This window comes from Thermococcus gorgonarius (genome assembly GCF_002214385.1).
In the GTDB taxonomy this organism is placed as follows: Archaea; Methanobacteriota_B; Thermococci; order Thermococcales; family Thermococcaceae; genus Thermococcus; species Thermococcus gorgonarius.
Genome location: NZ_CP014855.1, coordinates 1229577 through 1245412, shown reverse-complemented (window position 1 = coordinate 1245412; position 15836 = coordinate 1229577). Strand labels below are relative to the sequence as shown.

The 15836-nt window shown below is 53.6% G+C and carries 22 protein-coding genes, 3 tRNA genes and 1 other RNA gene; 22 read left to right on the top strand and 4 right to left on the bottom strand.

Translation table 11 applies throughout. The features are described 5' to 3' along the window. Nucleotides 1-5: 5 nt before the first annotated feature. Together A3K92_RS06940 and A3K92_RS06935 are read right to left on the bottom strand one after the other, a co-directional pair. Nucleotides 6-509: a 4Fe-4S dicluster domain-containing protein gene (locus A3K92_RS06940; RefSeq protein WP_088885565.1), complete on the bottom strand. Its 504-nt coding sequence runs from the start codon at nucleotides 507-509 to the stop codon at nucleotides 6-8. Then, nucleotides 502-1947, bottom strand: coding sequence for an FAD-dependent oxidoreductase (locus A3K92_RS06935; RefSeq protein ID WP_088885564.1), 1446 nt, complete (start codon nucleotides 1945-1947; stop codon nucleotides 502-504). The genes A3K92_RS06940 and A3K92_RS06935 overlap by 8 nt, the downstream gene beginning before the upstream one ends. Nucleotides 1948-2070: 123 nt before the next feature. On the opposite strand from A3K92_RS06935, the gene ffs reads away from it, so the two are divergent. From ffs to A3K92_RS06900, 7 genes are all read left to right on the top strand, one after another. Continuing rightward, nucleotides 2071-2384, top strand: an RNA gene (gene ffs / locus A3K92_RS06930) — signal recognition particle sRNA. Between the two features lie 78 nt (nucleotides 2385-2462). Then, nucleotides 2463-3362 carry a dihydroorotate dehydrogenase gene (locus A3K92_RS06925; RefSeq protein WP_198361971.1) on the top strand — a complete coding sequence of 300 codons (900 nt, stop codon included), beginning with the start codon at nucleotides 2463-2465 and terminating at the stop codon, nucleotides 3360-3362. Between the two features lie 49 nt (nucleotides 3363-3411). After that, nucleotides 3412-3648 carry an AbrB/MazE/SpoVT family DNA-binding domain-containing protein gene (locus A3K92_RS06920; RefSeq protein WP_088885562.1) on the top strand — a complete coding sequence of 79 codons (237 nt, stop codon included), beginning with the start codon at nucleotides 3412-3414 and terminating at the stop codon, nucleotides 3646-3648. Next, nucleotides 3636-4040 (top strand): PIN domain-containing protein, encoded by a 405-nt coding sequence (locus A3K92_RS06915; protein ID WP_088885561.1) that lies wholly within the window; start codon nucleotides 3636-3638, stop codon nucleotides 4038-4040. Before A3K92_RS06920 ends, A3K92_RS06915 begins: the two co-directional genes overlap by 13 nt. Then, nucleotides 4037-4756 carry a 7-cyano-7-deazaguanine synthase QueC gene (gene queC / locus A3K92_RS06910; protein WP_088885560.1) on the top strand — a complete coding sequence of 240 codons (720 nt, stop codon included), beginning with the start codon at nucleotides 4037-4039 and terminating at the stop codon, nucleotides 4754-4756. Before A3K92_RS06915 ends, queC begins: the two co-directional genes overlap by 4 nt. 64 nt (nucleotides 4757-4820) lie before the next feature. Further along, nucleotides 4821-4897 (top strand) — tRNA-Phe (locus tag A3K92_RS06905). Nucleotides 4898-4907: 10 nt separating this feature from the next. Continuing rightward, nucleotides 4908-4985: transfer RNA gene (locus tag A3K92_RS06900), tRNA-Gly, on the top strand. 216 nt (nucleotides 4986-5201) lie between these two features. On the opposite strand, the gene A3K92_RS06895 is transcribed toward A3K92_RS06900, so the two are convergent. After that, the gene (locus tag A3K92_RS06895) at nucleotides 5202-5474 is read right to left on the bottom strand and encodes a hypothetical protein (RefSeq protein WP_232460859.1); all 273 of its coding nucleotides are present in this window, start codon (nucleotides 5472-5474) and stop codon (nucleotides 5202-5204) included. A gap of 85 nt (nucleotides 5475-5559) precedes the next feature. Here A3K92_RS06895 and A3K92_RS06890 point away from each other — a divergent pair. The 14 genes from A3K92_RS06890 (at nucleotide 5560) to A3K92_RS06825 (ending at nucleotide 13666) form a co-directional block, all read left to right on the top strand. Further along, nucleotides 5560-5635, top strand: a tRNA-Gln gene (locus A3K92_RS06890). Between the two features lie 410 nt (nucleotides 5636-6045). Further along, on the top strand, nucleotides 6046-6267 hold the full coding sequence (locus tag A3K92_RS06885; RefSeq protein WP_088885558.1) for a hypothetical protein: 222 nt from the start codon (nucleotides 6046-6048) through the stop codon (nucleotides 6265-6267). Between the two features lie 5 nt (nucleotides 6268-6272). Further along, on the top strand, nucleotides 6273-6764 hold the full coding sequence (locus tag A3K92_RS06880) for a DUF7344 domain-containing protein (RefSeq protein ID WP_088885557.1): 492 nt from the start codon (nucleotides 6273-6275) through the stop codon (nucleotides 6762-6764). A gap of 211 nt (nucleotides 6765-6975) precedes the next feature. Beyond that, complete coding sequence (locus A3K92_RS06875; protein ID WP_088885556.1) at nucleotides 6976-7581, top strand: DUF1102 domain-containing protein; 606 nt, start codon at nucleotides 6976-6978, stop codon at nucleotides 7579-7581. 14 nt (nucleotides 7582-7595) lie between these two features. Beyond that, nucleotides 7596-8126 (top strand): DUF1102 domain-containing protein, encoded by a 531-nt coding sequence (locus A3K92_RS06870; RefSeq protein ID WP_088885555.1) that lies wholly within the window; start codon nucleotides 7596-7598, stop codon nucleotides 8124-8126. 54 nt (nucleotides 8127-8180) lie between these two features. Next, nucleotides 8181-9257, top strand: coding sequence for a signal peptidase I (locus A3K92_RS06865; protein WP_088885554.1), 1077 nt, complete (start codon nucleotides 8181-8183; stop codon nucleotides 9255-9257). Continuing rightward, nucleotides 9250-10191: a hypothetical protein gene (locus A3K92_RS06860; RefSeq protein ID WP_232460858.1), complete on the top strand. Its 942-nt coding sequence runs from the start codon at nucleotides 9250-9252 to the stop codon at nucleotides 10189-10191. Before A3K92_RS06865 ends, A3K92_RS06860 begins: the two co-directional genes overlap by 8 nt. A gap of 42 nt (nucleotides 10192-10233) precedes the next feature. Continuing rightward, nucleotides 10234-11217 (top strand): DUF5305 family protein, encoded by a 984-nt coding sequence (locus A3K92_RS06855; protein WP_088885552.1) that lies wholly within the window; start codon nucleotides 10234-10236, stop codon nucleotides 11215-11217. Between the two features lie 106 nt (nucleotides 11218-11323). Next, the gene (locus A3K92_RS06850; RefSeq protein WP_088885551.1) at nucleotides 11324-11860 is read left to right on the top strand and encodes an inorganic diphosphatase; all 537 of its coding nucleotides are present in this window, start codon (nucleotides 11324-11326) and stop codon (nucleotides 11858-11860) included. Nucleotides 11861-11893: 33 nt separating this feature from the next. Beyond that, a complete protein-coding gene (locus tag A3K92_RS06845) occupies nucleotides 11894-12454 on the top strand; it encodes a DNA-directed RNA polymerase (RefSeq protein WP_088885550.1) in 561 nt (186 codons plus the stop codon). A 3-nt stretch (nucleotides 12455-12457) separates the two neighbouring features. Further along, the gene (gene spt4, locus A3K92_RS06840) at nucleotides 12458-12661 is read left to right on the top strand and encodes a transcription elongation factor subunit Spt4 (protein ID WP_088885549.1); all 204 of its coding nucleotides are present in this window, start codon (nucleotides 12458-12460) and stop codon (nucleotides 12659-12661) included. A gap of 1 nt (nucleotide 12662) precedes the next feature. After that, a complete protein-coding gene (locus tag A3K92_RS06835; RefSeq protein WP_088885548.1) occupies nucleotides 12663-13199 on the top strand; it encodes a GTP-dependent dephospho-CoA kinase in 537 nt (178 codons plus the stop codon). After that, on the top strand, nucleotides 13189-13485 hold the full coding sequence (locus tag A3K92_RS06830) for a 30S ribosomal protein S24e (RefSeq protein ID WP_088885547.1): 297 nt from the start codon (nucleotides 13189-13191) through the stop codon (nucleotides 13483-13485). The genes A3K92_RS06835 and A3K92_RS06830 overlap by 11 nt, the downstream gene beginning before the upstream one ends. Nucleotides 13486-13495: 10 nt before the next feature. Next, a complete protein-coding gene (locus A3K92_RS06825) occupies nucleotides 13496-13666 on the top strand; it encodes a 30S ribosomal protein S27ae (RefSeq protein WP_015858123.1) in 171 nt (56 codons plus the stop codon). Nucleotides 13667-13747: 81 nt separating this feature from the next. On the opposite strand, the gene A3K92_RS06820 is transcribed toward A3K92_RS06825, so the two are convergent. After that, on the bottom strand, nucleotides 13748-15025 hold the full coding sequence (locus A3K92_RS06820) for a S8 family peptidase (RefSeq protein ID WP_088885546.1): 1278 nt from the start codon (nucleotides 15023-15025) through the stop codon (nucleotides 13748-13750). Between the two features lie 291 nt (nucleotides 15026-15316). On the opposite strand from A3K92_RS06820, the gene A3K92_RS06815 reads away from it, so the two are divergent. Continuing rightward, nucleotides 15317-15829, top strand: a complete 513-nt coding sequence (locus A3K92_RS06815; protein ID WP_088885545.1) for a flavin reductase family protein — start codon at nucleotides 15317-15319, stop codon at nucleotides 15827-15829. Nucleotides 15830-15836: the final 7 nt, after the last annotated feature.

Sequence of the window (15836 nt, the reverse complement as noted above, 5' to 3'; positions counted from 1 at the left end):
TTTGATCACCTCTCCACCTTAACCGCCCTAACTTCCCACGCTAACTCAATCGGCACCTCGACGGTGATTATCGGCGTGTCCCCCTTTGTCTTCTCCCTTGGGACGACGGTGAGGACCTTGCCTTTCCCAACGGGCTCTCCAACGCGGTTGAGGAGAACCACTTCCTCTCCTCTCTCCGGGAGCGGCAGAAGCTCGTGAGGCATCGTTATCCTCGCCTTATTGCCAACGTAGTGCACCATGAAGAACGCCAGCCCGGGGCATATCTGGACGCAGAGGGAGCATCCTATGCACTTCTCATAGTCTACTACGGGTATGTCATTCGGCGTGGGCATGCTTATCGCGCTGGTCGGGCATATCTCCCTGCAGGGCGCGCAGGGTATCTCCTGCGGGCACTCCGGAACTGCGACTGGTCTGGCCCTCAATCTCTCCTCGCTCGGCTTCGGAATTATCTCAAAAAGCTCCTCGGGCGTTATGTATCCCCTCTGAAGGTAAGGAGGAACCTCAGACATTCTCACCGACCCCCGCAAGAAGCTTCCTTATTCCCTCAGCGACGTGCCTTCCGAAGGGCCCGGAACGGAACTCCTCGAGGTCACGCTGGGCCCTCTCTATCTCCTTCACCCAGCTCTCCTCAGCTATTCCCAGCCTCAGGGCGGCGGCTATGCCGGCTATCTTGCCTTCAAGCATCGCCGTTGTCGCTTCTTCTATTCCTGCCGTGTCTCCGGCAACGAATATTCCCCTGACCGTTGTTTCCATCCACTCATCGCGAACCGCTACGTGGCCGCCGAGCTCGCGGACGAACCTTATCTGGCAACCCGCCTGATGGAGGAGCTCTATGCTCGGCCTCAGCCCAACGGCGAGGGCTATCACATCGACGTCGAAGACCTTCTCCGTCCCGGGTATCGGCTTCCAGTTCTCGTCGAGCTGAGCTATTACAGCCCTTTCAACCCTCTCCTTCCCCTCGGCGCGCAGGATTGTGTGCCTCGTGAGGATTGGAATTCCGAGGCGCCTCACCTTGGCAGCATGCACGAAGTAGCCGCCGACCTTAGGCATCGCCTCGACTATCGCTTCAACTTCAACTCCTGCCTGTACGAGCTGATAAGCTAGAATCAGCCCGACGTTTCCGGCACCGACTATCAGAACCCTGTCGCCCGGCTTTACCCCGTAGGTGTTCATCAGCGTTTGAATCGCTCCGGCACCGTAGATTCCAGGTAAATCGTTGTTCTCGAAGGGTATCATCTTCTCCATAGCGCCAGTGGCCACTATAAGTGCCCTCCCGCGGAACTCTATGAGTTCCTTGTTCTTCCTCACACCGAGGACGAGCTTTTCATCCCCCTCCTGGAAGATGCCCACTGCCGAGGTCTCGAGGAATACCTCAATGTTATCCCTCTTTCTGACCTCTTTCTCCAGGATTTTCGCTATCTCCACGCCCCTGACGCCGGCGAACTGCTCCCTCTTCCCAAAGAACTTGTGGGTCTGCTTGACGAGCTGTCCGCCAAGCATGGGGTTCTCGTCGAGGAGAACAACGCTTGCCCCCGCGTCGGCCGCGTGTATCGCCGCCATCAAACCGGCGGGCCCGCCGCCGATGACAACTATATCGGCCTTTACAACCTTTGCGTCCCTGAATTCCGGGGGTTTGGCCTCTTTGGGCAGTTTTGCCTTCCCCCTCTGGGGTTCTATCCGCATTCCGTCCTCCACGAGGGTTATGCACGTCCTGACGTTCGGTATGCCGTTGACTATCATGAGGCACGAGGAGCACTTCCCGATGGCGCAGAAGAGGCCTCTGGGACGCTTTTCGTTGGCAGAATAGTTCAGGACCTTTATTCCTGCGGCGTGGAGTGCCGCGGCGATGGGTTCCCCCTCATAGGCCTTCACGGGTTGCCCGTTGAAGTATATAGTGACCTCTCTGCCCCGTTTAAATTTTAGAACAGGATGCTCATTAAGGCGCATTGGACGTCACCTGTGAACGAGTTAGCTGAGAAACTTATGAAAATTTTTTAATCCAAAGGTTCTCCACCTTTGGTTCTCGACCTACCAAAGCTTTATATATCCGGCCCGGATAACTACTCTCGGCGGTGGGCTAGGCCGGGGGGTTCGGCGTCCCCTGTAACCGGAAACCGCCGACATGCCGGGGCCGAAGCCCGGGGGGCGGTTCCCAAATCCAGCGGCGGAAGCCGGGGCACAACGATGAGCCCTCGTCCCGGGGGGCCGACGGTGGACGAGGTCCGGCTGGAGGGCCGGACTAACGTCCTTTGCCCGCCGAACCCCGCCAGGCCCGGAAGGGAGCAGCGGTAGGCGGGACGTGCGGCGCTCCCGGGGTAGCGGGGGTGAGCGAGCCCCGGTGGAAGCCGCTGGAGGAGGGTCCCCACCCCCGGGCGCGCCCGCCGCCACTAAAAATACTTCTCTAAAATCCTGGGCAAAAACTTAATAGGCCTGCGCTCTTTTGATGTTGAGGTGTCAAAATGGTGAGCCTTGAGGTCGAGCTTTTCGGGATAAGGTTCGAGAACCCGCTCATTCTCGCATCCGGAATAAACGACAAGGTGCCTGAGCAGTGGATTCGCGCTCATGAAGAAGGAGCGGGTGGGGTTGTAACGAAATCAATTGGAATCGAGCCGAGGAAGGGCTACGACAACCCGACGATAGTGGAGCTCCCCTACGGCCTCATAAACGCTATGGGACTGCCAAACCCGGGCTGGAAGGGCTTCCTTGAGATGGTTGATGGTTATACCTTTGATTTCCCTCTCATCGTTTCCATCTTCGGCGGAACACCTGAGGAGTTTGCCTTTCTCGCTGAAAAGCTGAGCGATGTTGCAGATGCCTTTGAGCTCAACCTCAGCTGTCCTCACGCGAAAGGTTACGGCATGGAGATCGGCCAGAAACCGGAGAACGTCTACGAAGTTGTTAAAGCCGTCAAGGATGCCACTGATAAGCCCGTCATAGCGAAGCTCACCCCAAACACCGACGATATAACGAAGCTCGGCCTTGCGGCTGAAAAGGCTGGAGCAGATGGTGTTTCTGCCATTAACACGCTGAAGGCGATAGCGATTGACATCTATGCGAGGAGGCCAATCCTCAGCAACAGGGTTGGGGGCTACTCCGGGCCGGGGGTTAAGCCCGTCGCTCTGAGGGCGGTCTACGACCTCGCGAGAACCCTTGACATCCCGGTCATCGGGATTGGAGGCATAACCACCTGGCAGGACGCGGTCGAGTTCCTCCTCGCTGGGGCCTCGGCGCTCCAGATAGGAACGGCCGTTTCCCTCCGCGGCTGGAAGGTCTTCAGGGAGATAAACGAGGGGATTGAGAGGTACCTTGAGGAGGAGGGCTTTTCGAGAGTGAAAGACATCGTCGGCCTCGCCCTCGAGTGAGCAAAAGAGTTATCTAGTAGGAAAACATACTATACTATGGTGAGCTACTATGCCGATTACGAAGGTCACCCGGAACTATCAGATAACGATTCCCGCTGAGATCAGGAAGGCCCTCGGCATAAAGGAAGGGGAGTACCTCACTGTTGAGCTGAGGGGGGACGAGATAGTCATCAAAAGGGCAAGGAAAAAGTGGAAAACTTTCAGACTCGGGAGAAAACTAACCGCGGAAGAGCTTGAGATGATCTCAGAGGAGGTCATGGAGGAGGAAATGTCATGGGAGCCGTGATTGACTCCAACGTCTTCATATATGCTGCAGTTGAAGATTCCGAGTACCACAGGAGCGCCATGGACCTCATTCACTCCCTCGACCGCTGGATCGTGCCAACGATAGTGGTTTACGAGACCGTTTGGAACTTCAGGAAGCTCGGCTTCAGCAATGAGGACGCCCGAGAGCTCATTGAGCAGATACTCTTTGATCCAAGAACTTCCCTTGTGGACGACAGGCAGTACCTCCTTGAGGGCTTTAACCTTCTACAGAGCCTTAGCTTGGCGCACTATGTTGACTCCGTAATCCTTGCGATTGCCAAAGACGTCGGCGCCCTTGCAACCTACGACAAAAAGCTTAGAAACCGCGCGAGGAAACTTAACATTAAACTGCTCCCGGAGGTGGTTGAATGAAGCGCGCCGTTGTTCTGTTCTCCGGCGGGCTGGACTCAACGGCCTGCCTCTACTGGGCGAAGAGGAATTACGACGAGGTAATAATGCTCACCGTCAACTACGGCAGCAACGAGGAGAAAGTGACGAACAGGGTGGCGGAGTTCTTTTCGAAAGAATTGAACGTCCCGCTGAAAATAATCAGGCTTGACTTCCTTGAGGAGTTCTCGAAGCTCCGCGGAACGACCCTTGTAGGCGGGGAGACGCCTAAAGTTACCGCTCAGGAGCTTGAAAACATGAGTGTTGCTCAGGAAACTGCCAAGAGCGTCTGGGTTCCAGCGAGAAACGTTGTGCTAATATCGGTCGCGGCGTCGCTTTTGGATGCCCTCGGCGGTGGGGATATAATAGTCGGCTTCAACGCAGAGGAAGGAGCAACTTTCCCGGACAACACTCCTGAGTTCGTGGAGAGAATGAACGAGATGTTGAAATATGGAACGCTAAGCGAGGTCAAGGTCGTTGCCCCGCTCATCAACCTCGACAAGAAGGGGATAGCGAAGCTTTTGAAAGAGTTAAACGCCAAGTACGAGTACTCCAACTCCTGCTACATGCCGAGGGGCTTCACTGAGGACGGAAAGCCGATACACTGCGGCGAGTGCGAGAGCTGCGTGAGGAGACACCGCGGGCTCATTGAGGGTATAGGAGAGGACAGGACTGTCTACGCGGTCGAGCCTAAGATTTGATGTCCTTCTCTGGTAACCCACCGCAAGATTTATAAATCCACTCTGGCCTTTTATCTTTGGGCGTGGGGCGGTAGCTCAGCCTGGGAGAGCGCCGGACTGAAGATCCGGGTGTCGGGGGTTCAAATCCCCCTCGCCCCACCACTTTTGTAATGCGGTGGTAGTCTAGCCTGGTCTAGGACACCGGCCTTCCAAGCCGGTGACCCGGGTTCAAATCCCGGCCACCGCACCACAACCTGTTTCTGAAGCCTTGAAAGAACACTATCTAGTTCCAGCTCTTAAGGGTTCCATGCTTAATTTTCCAGCTTCCGTTGAGCGCTCCATGGAGTAAACTGCCATCAAAAACTTTTGCCGGGCAGAAGTTTTATCAAAATCCGCATGTTTTTACTGGTCTAAGCTCCAGTTGGCCCTGATCGTGGGTTAAAACTCATCAGGCTTGCCAACTTTCTTAACCACCATCTTTCTCGTTCCAGTCCTCCAAAATATGGGTGTGGCGCATTTTGTCGGCGAAGTCCCAGAACTTCGGGATCGACATGAGGAGTACACCTATGCCAAGGACTATAACCGCCGAAACTGCAACCGCCAAGCCATCGCTGCTGAAGGCCCAGAACGTCATGATGAACGGTGCCAGGACTATACCCAGTATAACAGAGACCGTTATCAGCATAAGCAACCTGTAGCCGTACCTCTCCATGAAAAGGGCGAAGTCCATATCCTTCATCAGAGCATGTTGGTAATCGGAGGTATAAATGCCTTTCCGCAGGATAAAATTTATAAAGGCAACCCGACACCTAATCAACGGGTACAGCCCCGTGGTGTAGCGGCCAAGCATGCGGGACTCTGGATCCCGCGACCGGGGTTCGAATCCCCGCGGGGCTACCATCCAACTGGGCTCCAGACGAATTTCGAACCCCGTGTTCTACCTTTCATCATAACTTGTGCCCTTGGGTATTCCCCTGGTTTTTCCGCTGACCCCTAGATCACGTTCAGAATGTTGCTGGTTTCTTGCGTTATCTCTGGCCTTTTCAAAGTCGGTTTAGCCGTGCTCTTCAGTCCTGTCGGCAAATTTTGAAGGCACTCCTTATTCTTTGAAGAGCTCTCAAGCTTTGGGTTTTTCTCCAAAAAATCCTCTGAGAAATCTTATTTCGGCACAAAAAGCCGTGAAATCGAACTTTTTAGGAAGCCTTTTAAGGAGAACCTCCTAGTAGAGTTAGGTGGAATTTTAGTAACTTGTCTTGTTAAGATTCTGGCGCTTTAATCAGACTGAGAGTGAATATAGGCGGTGAGAAATTATGAATGGAACGGTAGACCTTGAGCGTGAGATCAGGCTCCTTCTCCAGAGAAGGGGGCCTCTTAGTGTTGCGTTTATCACAAGGTTTCTGAACGAGATGGGCATTGACTGCACCAGGCAGAAGGTCGAGAGGGTTCTCAGAAAGCTCGTCTTGAACGGTGTGGTCGAGACCTTCTACAACGGCGGAAGATACAACAGAAGAAAGCATTACCGGTTGAGGTGAGCGAGTTGATCAGCAACGCACCCTCCAACGTGATCCTTGGAAACGAGAGGAGGATGCTTCTTATTAAGTTCCTTCAGATGAGGAACGGCAGGGCCGAGCTGAGGGAGGTAGTCGAATACATCGCGGAGAAAGAGGGAAACACCGACAGGAAGCACAGGAAGAGCGTCTACGTGAGCCTCATGCAGACCCACATACCCAAACTTGAGCGTGAAGGCGTTTTGACCTTCGAGCGCGGAGTGATAACGCTCCTCCGGGTTCCCGACAACGTCACCCTCTACATGGAAGTTGTTGGGAGAAACGACATAAGCTGGAGTACCTTCTACGCGGGCATCTCCTTTATCTTTGCCCTTACTGCCCTTTGGTTCGGCAACTTTCTACTCCTGTTTGCTTCACTTACTTACTTCTTGGTTGCAGTGGTTCAGCATGAAAAAACCTACCGGGTTCTGAGGCCTGTGGATAAGGAAAGACCTAAAAAACCTGATGGTAATGGCGAGTAACGTGGCGTTACCCCCGGGTAACCCCCAACTTCATATATATCCCGGGGTCCAACCAACTGTGGCGCGACCGTAATGGTTGCCCGCCAAGGGGCATCTATATGGTGCAGTTGATGTGGCAAATGAGTGCCGCGGAATTTAAGCAGGTCTCTTGAAGACCCAGCACTCACAACCGTGGCCTGTTCCATGATGCCTCCAAACGGAGGCGAAAAAATTGAGAAAGAATATTGCTTTGGGAATTTTTGGCCTGTTGGTGGCCTTTGGCCTCGTTTTAGGGGCAGGAGCCAACTTCAGGGACTACAACGCGGACAGGAGCGTGCATTGGGAGATAGTCAGCGATGACAACGAGCTCATCGACCTGACTCCAGTGCAGCCCTACGCGTACATAAACGATGGCGGCGTTCTCGTGGTTGACATCAGCCCGGAAAACCCGAACTGGCCAGGATACGGAAACGGCCTCAGCCCGAACTCAGAGTACAACTTTGACGAGGTATTCAACGTGAGCAACGACCTGTGGGAGGAAAACATGAGCATAGTCGTCAGGATAACCAGCGACAACTCAGTTATTCAGTTCTACGGAGCTGACATGGACATACACGACAGTGCAACCGGTCAGACGGTTTACGCGAGCGACATGGCGAAGAACGACGTGTGCTTCGTTGTAAACAACGGCGACGCAGTTAGCGTTGGCATGGACTTCACCGTTGGAAACGACGCACCAGGCACGATCAACAACGCGGTAATACATATTGAAGCCTACAGACTCGGCACCGAGCCAGCAGAACTCGTTGGCAAGTGCGGACAGCCAGAGAGCCAGTGAAGGAGGAATGAAAGATGAATAAACTATTTGGACTGGCCTTCCTTATGATTGGAATGCTCCTGGCAGTCGGTGCCGGTGCCAACTTCAGGTACTATGCCGCAGATAGGTCTGCATCATTCCAGGTTGTCTCAGACGACAACGAGCTTATTGATTTGACCGCCTTGCAGCCCTACGTAACCTACGACGCTGGAAAGCTCTACGTGGACATAAGCCAGTGGAACCCGAACCACAACGGCGGAAACGGCATGAGCCCGAACACCACCTACGTCTTTGAGGAGATGTTCCAGGTAAGCAACGAGCTCTGGGAGAACAACCAGACCGACTACCCGATCTGTGTTAAGATAAAGACCTACCACGACAACGTCCTCATCTTCGCGGGCAACTACACCAACCCTATAGCGGGACCTGCCGACAACATAGAGTTCACAGTTGAGCACGGTAACCCCATACCCGTTGGCATGATCTTTGACAACACCGACGCCGCCCTCGGCATGGATCAGTTCCAGATGAGCTTTGAGGCACACGCAGGTGAATGTGCACCGTGATTTCTTTCCGGGGCCTTTGCCCCCACTTTGTTAATCTTTAAAGGGATGTTGAGGATGAGGAAACTGATAGAAGGCATTATAACAGCTGTGATTGTGGTTATCTTGATTGCCTCAGTCGTTGGTTTCCTCCTTGACAGACCCATTTTTTTATCCTACGCTTATTCCGAGAGCATGACCCCAACGATAAACAAGGGGGATCTGTTCTTCATTAACCCGCTCTCAAAGGGCGGGGAAGTCGGTGATATTATTGTCTTTCACAGACGGGACGGCTGGACCGTCCATAGAATATTCGCCGTTACAGAAGCCGGCTACATAACCAAAGGTGACAACAACGTCGCCACGGATCAGCAGGATGGAGGTTACCCCATAGTCAAAAAGGCCGACGTGATAGGAAAAGTGGTGACGCTTTTTGGGCATCCGCTCGTCATAAGGGGAGGGGGCTCGTTTATAGAATCAGTTAGGGGCAGGCTTACCAACGTCTATGCCATAGCTCTCATTCTGCTTCTCGGCGTCTTTATAACCTTCTCGGGCTCGGGGGGAGGAAAAAAGAGACATAAGAAGGGAAAAGGAAGGAGATACCTGAAGATCAGGGCAAGTACTGTCTACGCTTTGATAGCGGTTTCAATAGTGGCTGGTTTCCTCTTCATCACAGTTGCATCGTGGGGGACTCTGGCGTTCACCTACTCGTCAACCCTCGCTGGAGGCCAGAGGGAGGGCTGGTACCTTCCCGGGAGCACCTTTGAGAAGAATCTGAGCGTGGAAAACAACGCCCTCTACCCCTTCCATTACTTTGTCGAGCCTAAGGGAGACAGGATCAAGCTCCTGGAGGAGAACGAGTTCACAGTTGGTGGGAGAGATTCCCACGTCTTGGGCGTGAAGGTCTCGGTTCCAGAGGATACGAGGATCTACCGAGAGGAAATTTATGTGAGAACCTATCCCGCGATACTGCCCGAGACAGTGATTGGGTTCCTCTATGCCCTAAACCCCTACCTCCCTCTCCTGGCTTACGCCCTGGAGCTGACCGCTGTGCTGCTGGCCTTCTCCTATCTCGCTGAGATAAGCAGAGAGGACATCTTGAGAATCAGAATCGGGAGGAGAAGCCTCCTAAGCAAACTGGCAGGAGATGATTGATATGAGGATGACTTTTATTTTTATTGCGCTGGTTCTGGGAACCCTGCTCGTGGTTGGTTCGAGCGGCAACTTCAGGAGCTACAGCTCCACGAGGGAAGTGGCCGTTACCGTAGTGCCCCACGATAAGGAATACCTGGGATTCACGTGTGATGGTGGCTACGCCGCCGTCGTGACCTTAAGGGCGAATTCCTACCTGTACTTTGACGCCCTTAATGTAACTAACAACCTGCTCGAGGATGAACCTGTGAGCATAACGCTTTACCCGGACTATTCGGGTCTGCCCGGAGGACTGGATGTGTCCATAGAGACCGACGACGGCAATCCGGTAACGCTGGTGTCCGGTGAGGAACACACGTTTCAGGGGTATGTTATAGCGGGCAACGTAGCCCCCGGGGAGTATGTGGTCCCCGTGAGCATGGGAGCTGTGTGGGATGGAGGAGGCGCATCAATATCCACGTGTCCCATAAAGATCGTGGTTGTTGGCGATCCCACCATCAATAAGACCCTTCTCTCGGGGAACACCAGCGACATACCCATGAAGACCTTCCAGAGGTGGACGTTCCGGATCGAGGTGACGAATCCAGCAGGCGAAGACCTTGACCTCACCATAGCGGACACTATTCCAGCGGAGTTCAACGTGAGCCTGGCAGAAACGAGCGCCAGCAGCGGAAGCTACAGCTTCAGCCCCGCTAACGGTGGTGGCCATGGCTACTCCATGCCCGCAACCAAAATGGAGTGGAACGTTACGGTTCCCGCCGGTGGTAGCGAGCACATAGACGTGATGATATTCACGAGGGTCAACAACGGTAACCAGCAGGAGTTCACATCGTGTGGGGATTACCCCCTGAACAATGGGGCGGAGATCAAGGGTTATGGAATCGTCAGCAACGGTCTCAATGTATCCGTATCCTGCGAAGGCGGGGATGACCCGTGATACCTTTCGTTTTTCTGAAAGCTTACTGGAGAGTGTTAACTTATGAAAAGGATTCATATTGAGAGAAAAAACCTCATCAAGGCCATGGTCGTGGCCTCACTTGGAATGGCGCTCTTTTTTGGGGCGTATTCTTTGGCCGCTTATTCAAGGCAGCCCTCCACTGTGAGAGCTACTTACAAAACACTTTACACCGAAAAGGCCGGTATGAGCAACTCCGGGTTCTTCTCGGGTGGGATATATAAAAATGGAACCAGTTTGAACTACTATCCCGAGAAGATAACCTCCTTGATCCGGGGGAACTACACCTACACTACCAGCCCCGGGGCCGCTGGCAGTTACAAGGCAACCCTCAGAGCTGACTACTACGTTACTTCTGGAAAAAAGCGAATTTACCTAATTAACACCACACTGGACTCGTGGAGCGACAGTTTTACGGGTTCGTTCTCCATACCGGTGACCTTCAACGTTCTGGCCCTTGAGGATGACCTTGCCGATGTAAGGAGCGGCACTGGACTGTACCGGGCCTCGGGTGATACCTACCTTGACGTTCAGGTTAACGTACCCGGCAGAGAACCCTTTAAGCAGAGGATTGACCTTGAGAGGGACTCTTCCGGAATGCTGTTCTTCACTGGATTAACTAAGGATTACACCAAGGTTGTAAGAAATGTAGACGAGACCCCAAACCACATCGGCGTTGGTTGGGAAGACGTCAGCGTTTCGACCGCCAGAAAAGTGTTTCCGGCGATGGCCTTCCTGTTTTTCCTTCCGCCGCTGGGCTTTTTCTATGGGAGAAGGGAAAGGAAGCCGAAAGATGAGCTCTCAAATCTGAGGAAGTTCATAGTTGAGGGCACACCAAAGGACGGTGGCAAAAGCGATCCCGTCGAGCTCAAGTCCGTTGGTGATCTTGAGAAGGTGTTTGATCTTGTTGACAGGCCTGTGGTTCATCACGTTGAAGGTGACTACGACGTCTATGCGATAGTTGATGGTGATGTAACCTACGAGTACAGGAGGAAAAAGGCCAGCTGAGGCCCTTCTTTCTTGACTTTTTTAGGTTCTTTTAACCAACAACTTTAAAAGCCCAACCTAAAAGCCATAGGTAGTAGTTTCTGAAAGGTAAAAGAGGTGGTTAGAGATGAACCCGTTCCACGAGCTTGAGCCCGGACCAAACGTTCCTGACGTTGTGTACGCTCTCATAGAGATCCCGAAGGGGAGCAGGAACAAGTACGAGCTCGACAAGAAGACCGGACTCCTTAAGCTCGACCGCGTCCTTTACAGCCCGTTCTTCTACCCGGTCGACTACGGAATCATCCCACAGACCTGGTACGACGACGGCGACCCCTTCGACATCATGGTCATAATGCGCGAGCCGGTCTACCCGCTCACCATAATCGAGGCCAGGCCCGTAGGCATAATGAAGATGGAGGACTCCGGTGATAAAGACTGGAAGGTTCTGGCAGTTCCGGTCGAGGACCCGTACTTCGAGGACTGGAAGGACATCGACGATGTTCCGAAGGCCTTCCTCGACGAGATAGCCCACTTCTTCCAGAGGTACAAGGAGCTCCAGGGCAAGGTCACCACCGTTGAGGGCTGGGGCAACGCCGAGGAGGCCAAGAAAGAAATACTCCGCGCCATAGAGCTCTACAAGGAGAAGTTCGGTAAGAAGGAGTGACCTCTTTTCATCCTTTATTTGGGAGGTAACGACATGTACAAGCTCCTGAAGGTTAAGGACGTCGTCAGGATTCCGCCGAGAATGTTCACAATGGATCCAAAGGAGGCAGCTAAGGAAGTCCTGAGAAAGACCTACGAGGGTATCTACGATAGAGACGAGGGAGTAGTTTTGGCCGTTATGGACGTCGAGGAAATCAGCGATGGAGTCATAGTCCCCGGTGATGGTGCCACTTACCACGAGGCTGTGTTCAACGTTCTCGTCTGGAAGCCGGAGATGCATGAAGTTGTGGAGGGCGAGGTCATAGACGTCGCCCCCTACGGTGCCTTCATCAGAATCGGCCCGATGGACGGTTTGGTTCACATCAGCCAGCTCATGGACGATTACGTTGTCTTCGATGAGAAGAACAAGCAGTTCGTTGGTAAGGAAACCAAGAGGATCCTAAAGCTTGGCGACGAGGTCAGGGCGAGGATAATAGCGATAAGCGTCAAGAGCAGGGTCATAAGGGAGAACAAGATCGGCCTAACCATGAGACAGCCTGGTCTCGGTAAAAGGGACTGGATAGAGAAGGAGAAAAAGAAAGCTAAGGAGGAGTGATCCATGGCCAAAGAAAGAGCATGCAGGCACTGCCACTACATAACGACCGAAGACCGCTGTCCCGTCTGCGGGAGCAGGGATTTAAGCGACGAGTGGTTCGATCTCGTTATAATCATTGACACGGAGAGCAGGATAGCTAAAAAGCTCAGGGAGAGCATACCCGAGGCTGCCAAAGTGCCCGGAAAGTACGCAATCCGCGTGAGATGAAATGTCGGACTTTTACTTTCTTCTAACCCCTCAGCTCAGAGAGGAGCTTAAGGAACCCCTCGGCGAGCTCATCCGGGGGAAGATCCCGGAGCCCTATCTGAGAATCAAGGACAGGATAAAGGGAGCTTTTTTAGTGACTGTAGGGGACGTTGTAACGGAGAACGTTCTGAAATTGGGGATTGAACCCAACCTAGCGGTCTACGATCATAGAACCAAAAGAAGGGACTATAACCCCGATGTGGATTCAAATGCCGTTGTTTTGACGGTTAAAAATCCTCCGGGAACCGTGACGAAAGCTTTATTAAACGCCGTCAGAAAAGGTGTCGGGATAGCCCTTAGAGGGCGGAGTGTTCACATCAAGGTGAACGGTGAGGAGGATCTGGCGGCCATTCCGGCCGTACTTTACGCCCCCACCGGTTCGGTAGTCCTCTACGGTCAACCCGACGAGGGGGTAGTGCTTATAAAGGTAACACCCGAATGCAAGCGCAGGTGTGCGCGCATCTTATCCAGGATGGAGGTGGTTCGAAATGGAGATTAAGGTGACCGAGATTAAGGAGAACAAGCTCCTCGGGAGGAAGGAAATATACTTCGACATCATACACGAGGGCGAGCCTACCCCGAGCAGGGAAGCGGTGAAGGGTAAGCTCGCTGCCATGCTCGACCTCGACCCGAACACGACCGTCCTCCAGTACATCAGGAGCTACTTTGGAAGCAACGTTTCCAAGGGCTACGCCAAGGCCTACGAGACGAGGGAGAGGATGCTCTACATCGAGCCCGAGTACATACTCCTTCGCGACGGCTTGATCGAAAAGAAGGAGGAGTGAGGTGGTGTAGATGGCCAAGAAGAAAAAGACCAGCCAGAAGTGGAAGCTCTACGAGGTCAAGGGCGGTAAGGTCGTCAGGAAGAACAAGTTCTGCCCGCGCTGTGGGCCGGGCGTTTTCATGGCCAACCACAAGGACCGCTGGAGCTGCGGCCGCTGCGGCTACACAGAGTGGAAGAAGTGATTTTCCTTTTCTTTCCTGCTTTCTGAGAACCTGCAAGGCTTTTCTGCAATATAAAGCAGAAAAAGGGCAGAAAAAAGGAAGTCAACCGAGGGCTGCCTGGACTGCAAGGTCGGCCCTAACGATACCGTAGCCGTAATCCTCGTCCCAGCCTGCTGGCCCGCGGTCGTCTGCTGTAATGTGCAGTATTCCCCTGACCGTGTTCTTGCTCATGTCATCAAAGGTTCCAACCGGCAACACAGTGCCGTACTTGAGGTAGTGAGCCGCCTGAATGAGGGCAACAACACCGCTGACGTGCGGGGTCGCCATAGAGGTCCCCATGAGGGTCTCGTAGCTGTCGTCCGGGTAAGTGCTGAGAATGTCAACACCCGGAGCGCTGACTTCCGGCTGCCTGTTGCTCCAGTACGGAACCTGGTCACTGCTGTCGGTAGCTCCAACGGCTATGACCTCCGGGTAAGCCGCCGGATAGCTCGGGCTTGAAGCGCCTTCGTTGCCGCTCGCTGCAACTATAACTATCCCTGCCTTGTAGGCTTCCTGTATCATCTGGTGCAGGTAGCTGTCGTCAGCTGAGCCACCGAGGGACATACTTATGACTTCGGCGGCGTCATCGTCGGGATCGCCCGCAATGATGCCGTCGCCGTCCTTGTCAGCTACTCCATCGGGACCGAGGATGGCCTGCTCAATTCCAATCGCTATGTCGCTGTATGAGCCCCTTCCGCTCGCGTCCAGAACTCTTATCGAGTAAATCTGGACGCCAGGAGCAACGCCAACTACTCCAATCTCGTTGTTGAGAGCCGCTATTGTTCCAATGACGTGGGTGCCGTGTCCGTTCTGGTCCTGGCAGTCCCTGAGCTTTGTGGAGATCTTACCGCGGAGCGTGCTCACGCACCAGGCTATGTTAGCTGCCAAATCGGGGTGATCGTAGTCAACACCGGTGTCGAGGACGGCAACTTGAATAACGCCGTTGGTCGAGCCGTCGGTCACACTCCATGCTTCTGGAGCCTTAACGCGCTCGATTCCCCAGGGAATTGTCTGGGCGGGCTGTGATGGCTTCGGCTTTCCGGCTCCCGGTGGTTTTCCAAGGAGAATCGCCTGGTGGTCGAACTCGACCTTCTCAACGCCCGGCATCTTCTTGAGCTTTCCTATAGCGTTTGCCGGAACTTCGAGAACCACCGCGTCAATCAGCTTGAACCGGTAAACCACGTGGCCACCGATTTTAGGTATGCCCGCCGGGTTGAACTTTGCCTTGTCCACGGTCACAACCACCTTGACCATATCTGGTCCCTGGGCCGTTGTTGGAACTGCTAACACTGAAGCCACTAACAGGGCAACGACCAAAGATACAACGACTTTTTCGTTCATATCTGTTCACCTCAGTATTGAATGATGCATCGAGATGTGTGCCACTGTCAATTTAAATTTTTCGGAAAAATCCTGCAAAAGCCTAAAAACCTGAGGAACTCCTTGATTATTCCGTTACTTCCGTAATAATTTGGTTTTTTCAAAGAATCCGATTAGTTCAGAACTTCATCATAAGATTTCTTCGTGTCCAGCTACTACGGCCTCACTATCAAGTTCATTCCGCATGTAGCGGATTCTGAGAAGGACTCAACCCTTTTAACAACCAGCGGGTATGTGTCCCCGGTGGTAGGCATGTATCGCCTCATGTACCCGATGCGGACCTATTTGATAGTCTCCGGAAGGGGGGAAGAAGTGGACGTCATGGCCGCTGACTGGGTCACAGTGCTATCTCACAGGCCTTTCCTGATTGGAGTTGCAATATCCCCAAAGCGCTACACCCACGGGCTCGTGAAGAGGTACGGGGAGTTCGTGGTTAGCGTCCCGGGACTGGACATGCTTAGGGACGTGTGGATAGCGGGAACCAAGAGCGGCCCCTCCAAGCTCAGGGAGATGAACGTCACCCTCGTTCCATCAAAGGCGGTCTCAACGCCGAGCATAAAGGAGGCCATAGCCAACCTCGAGTGCCGCGTGGTGGATAAGAGAACCTACGGCGACCATACGCTCTTCGTGGGTGAGGTCGTGGGGTACAGCCACAAGAAGGATGCCTTTGAAAACGACAGGCCCAACCTGCGCTACAAGTTCCTTGCCCACGCCTCATGGGCCGACTTCCTGACGTTTGAGGAGCGCTTTTACAGGCCGGAATAAATAGACA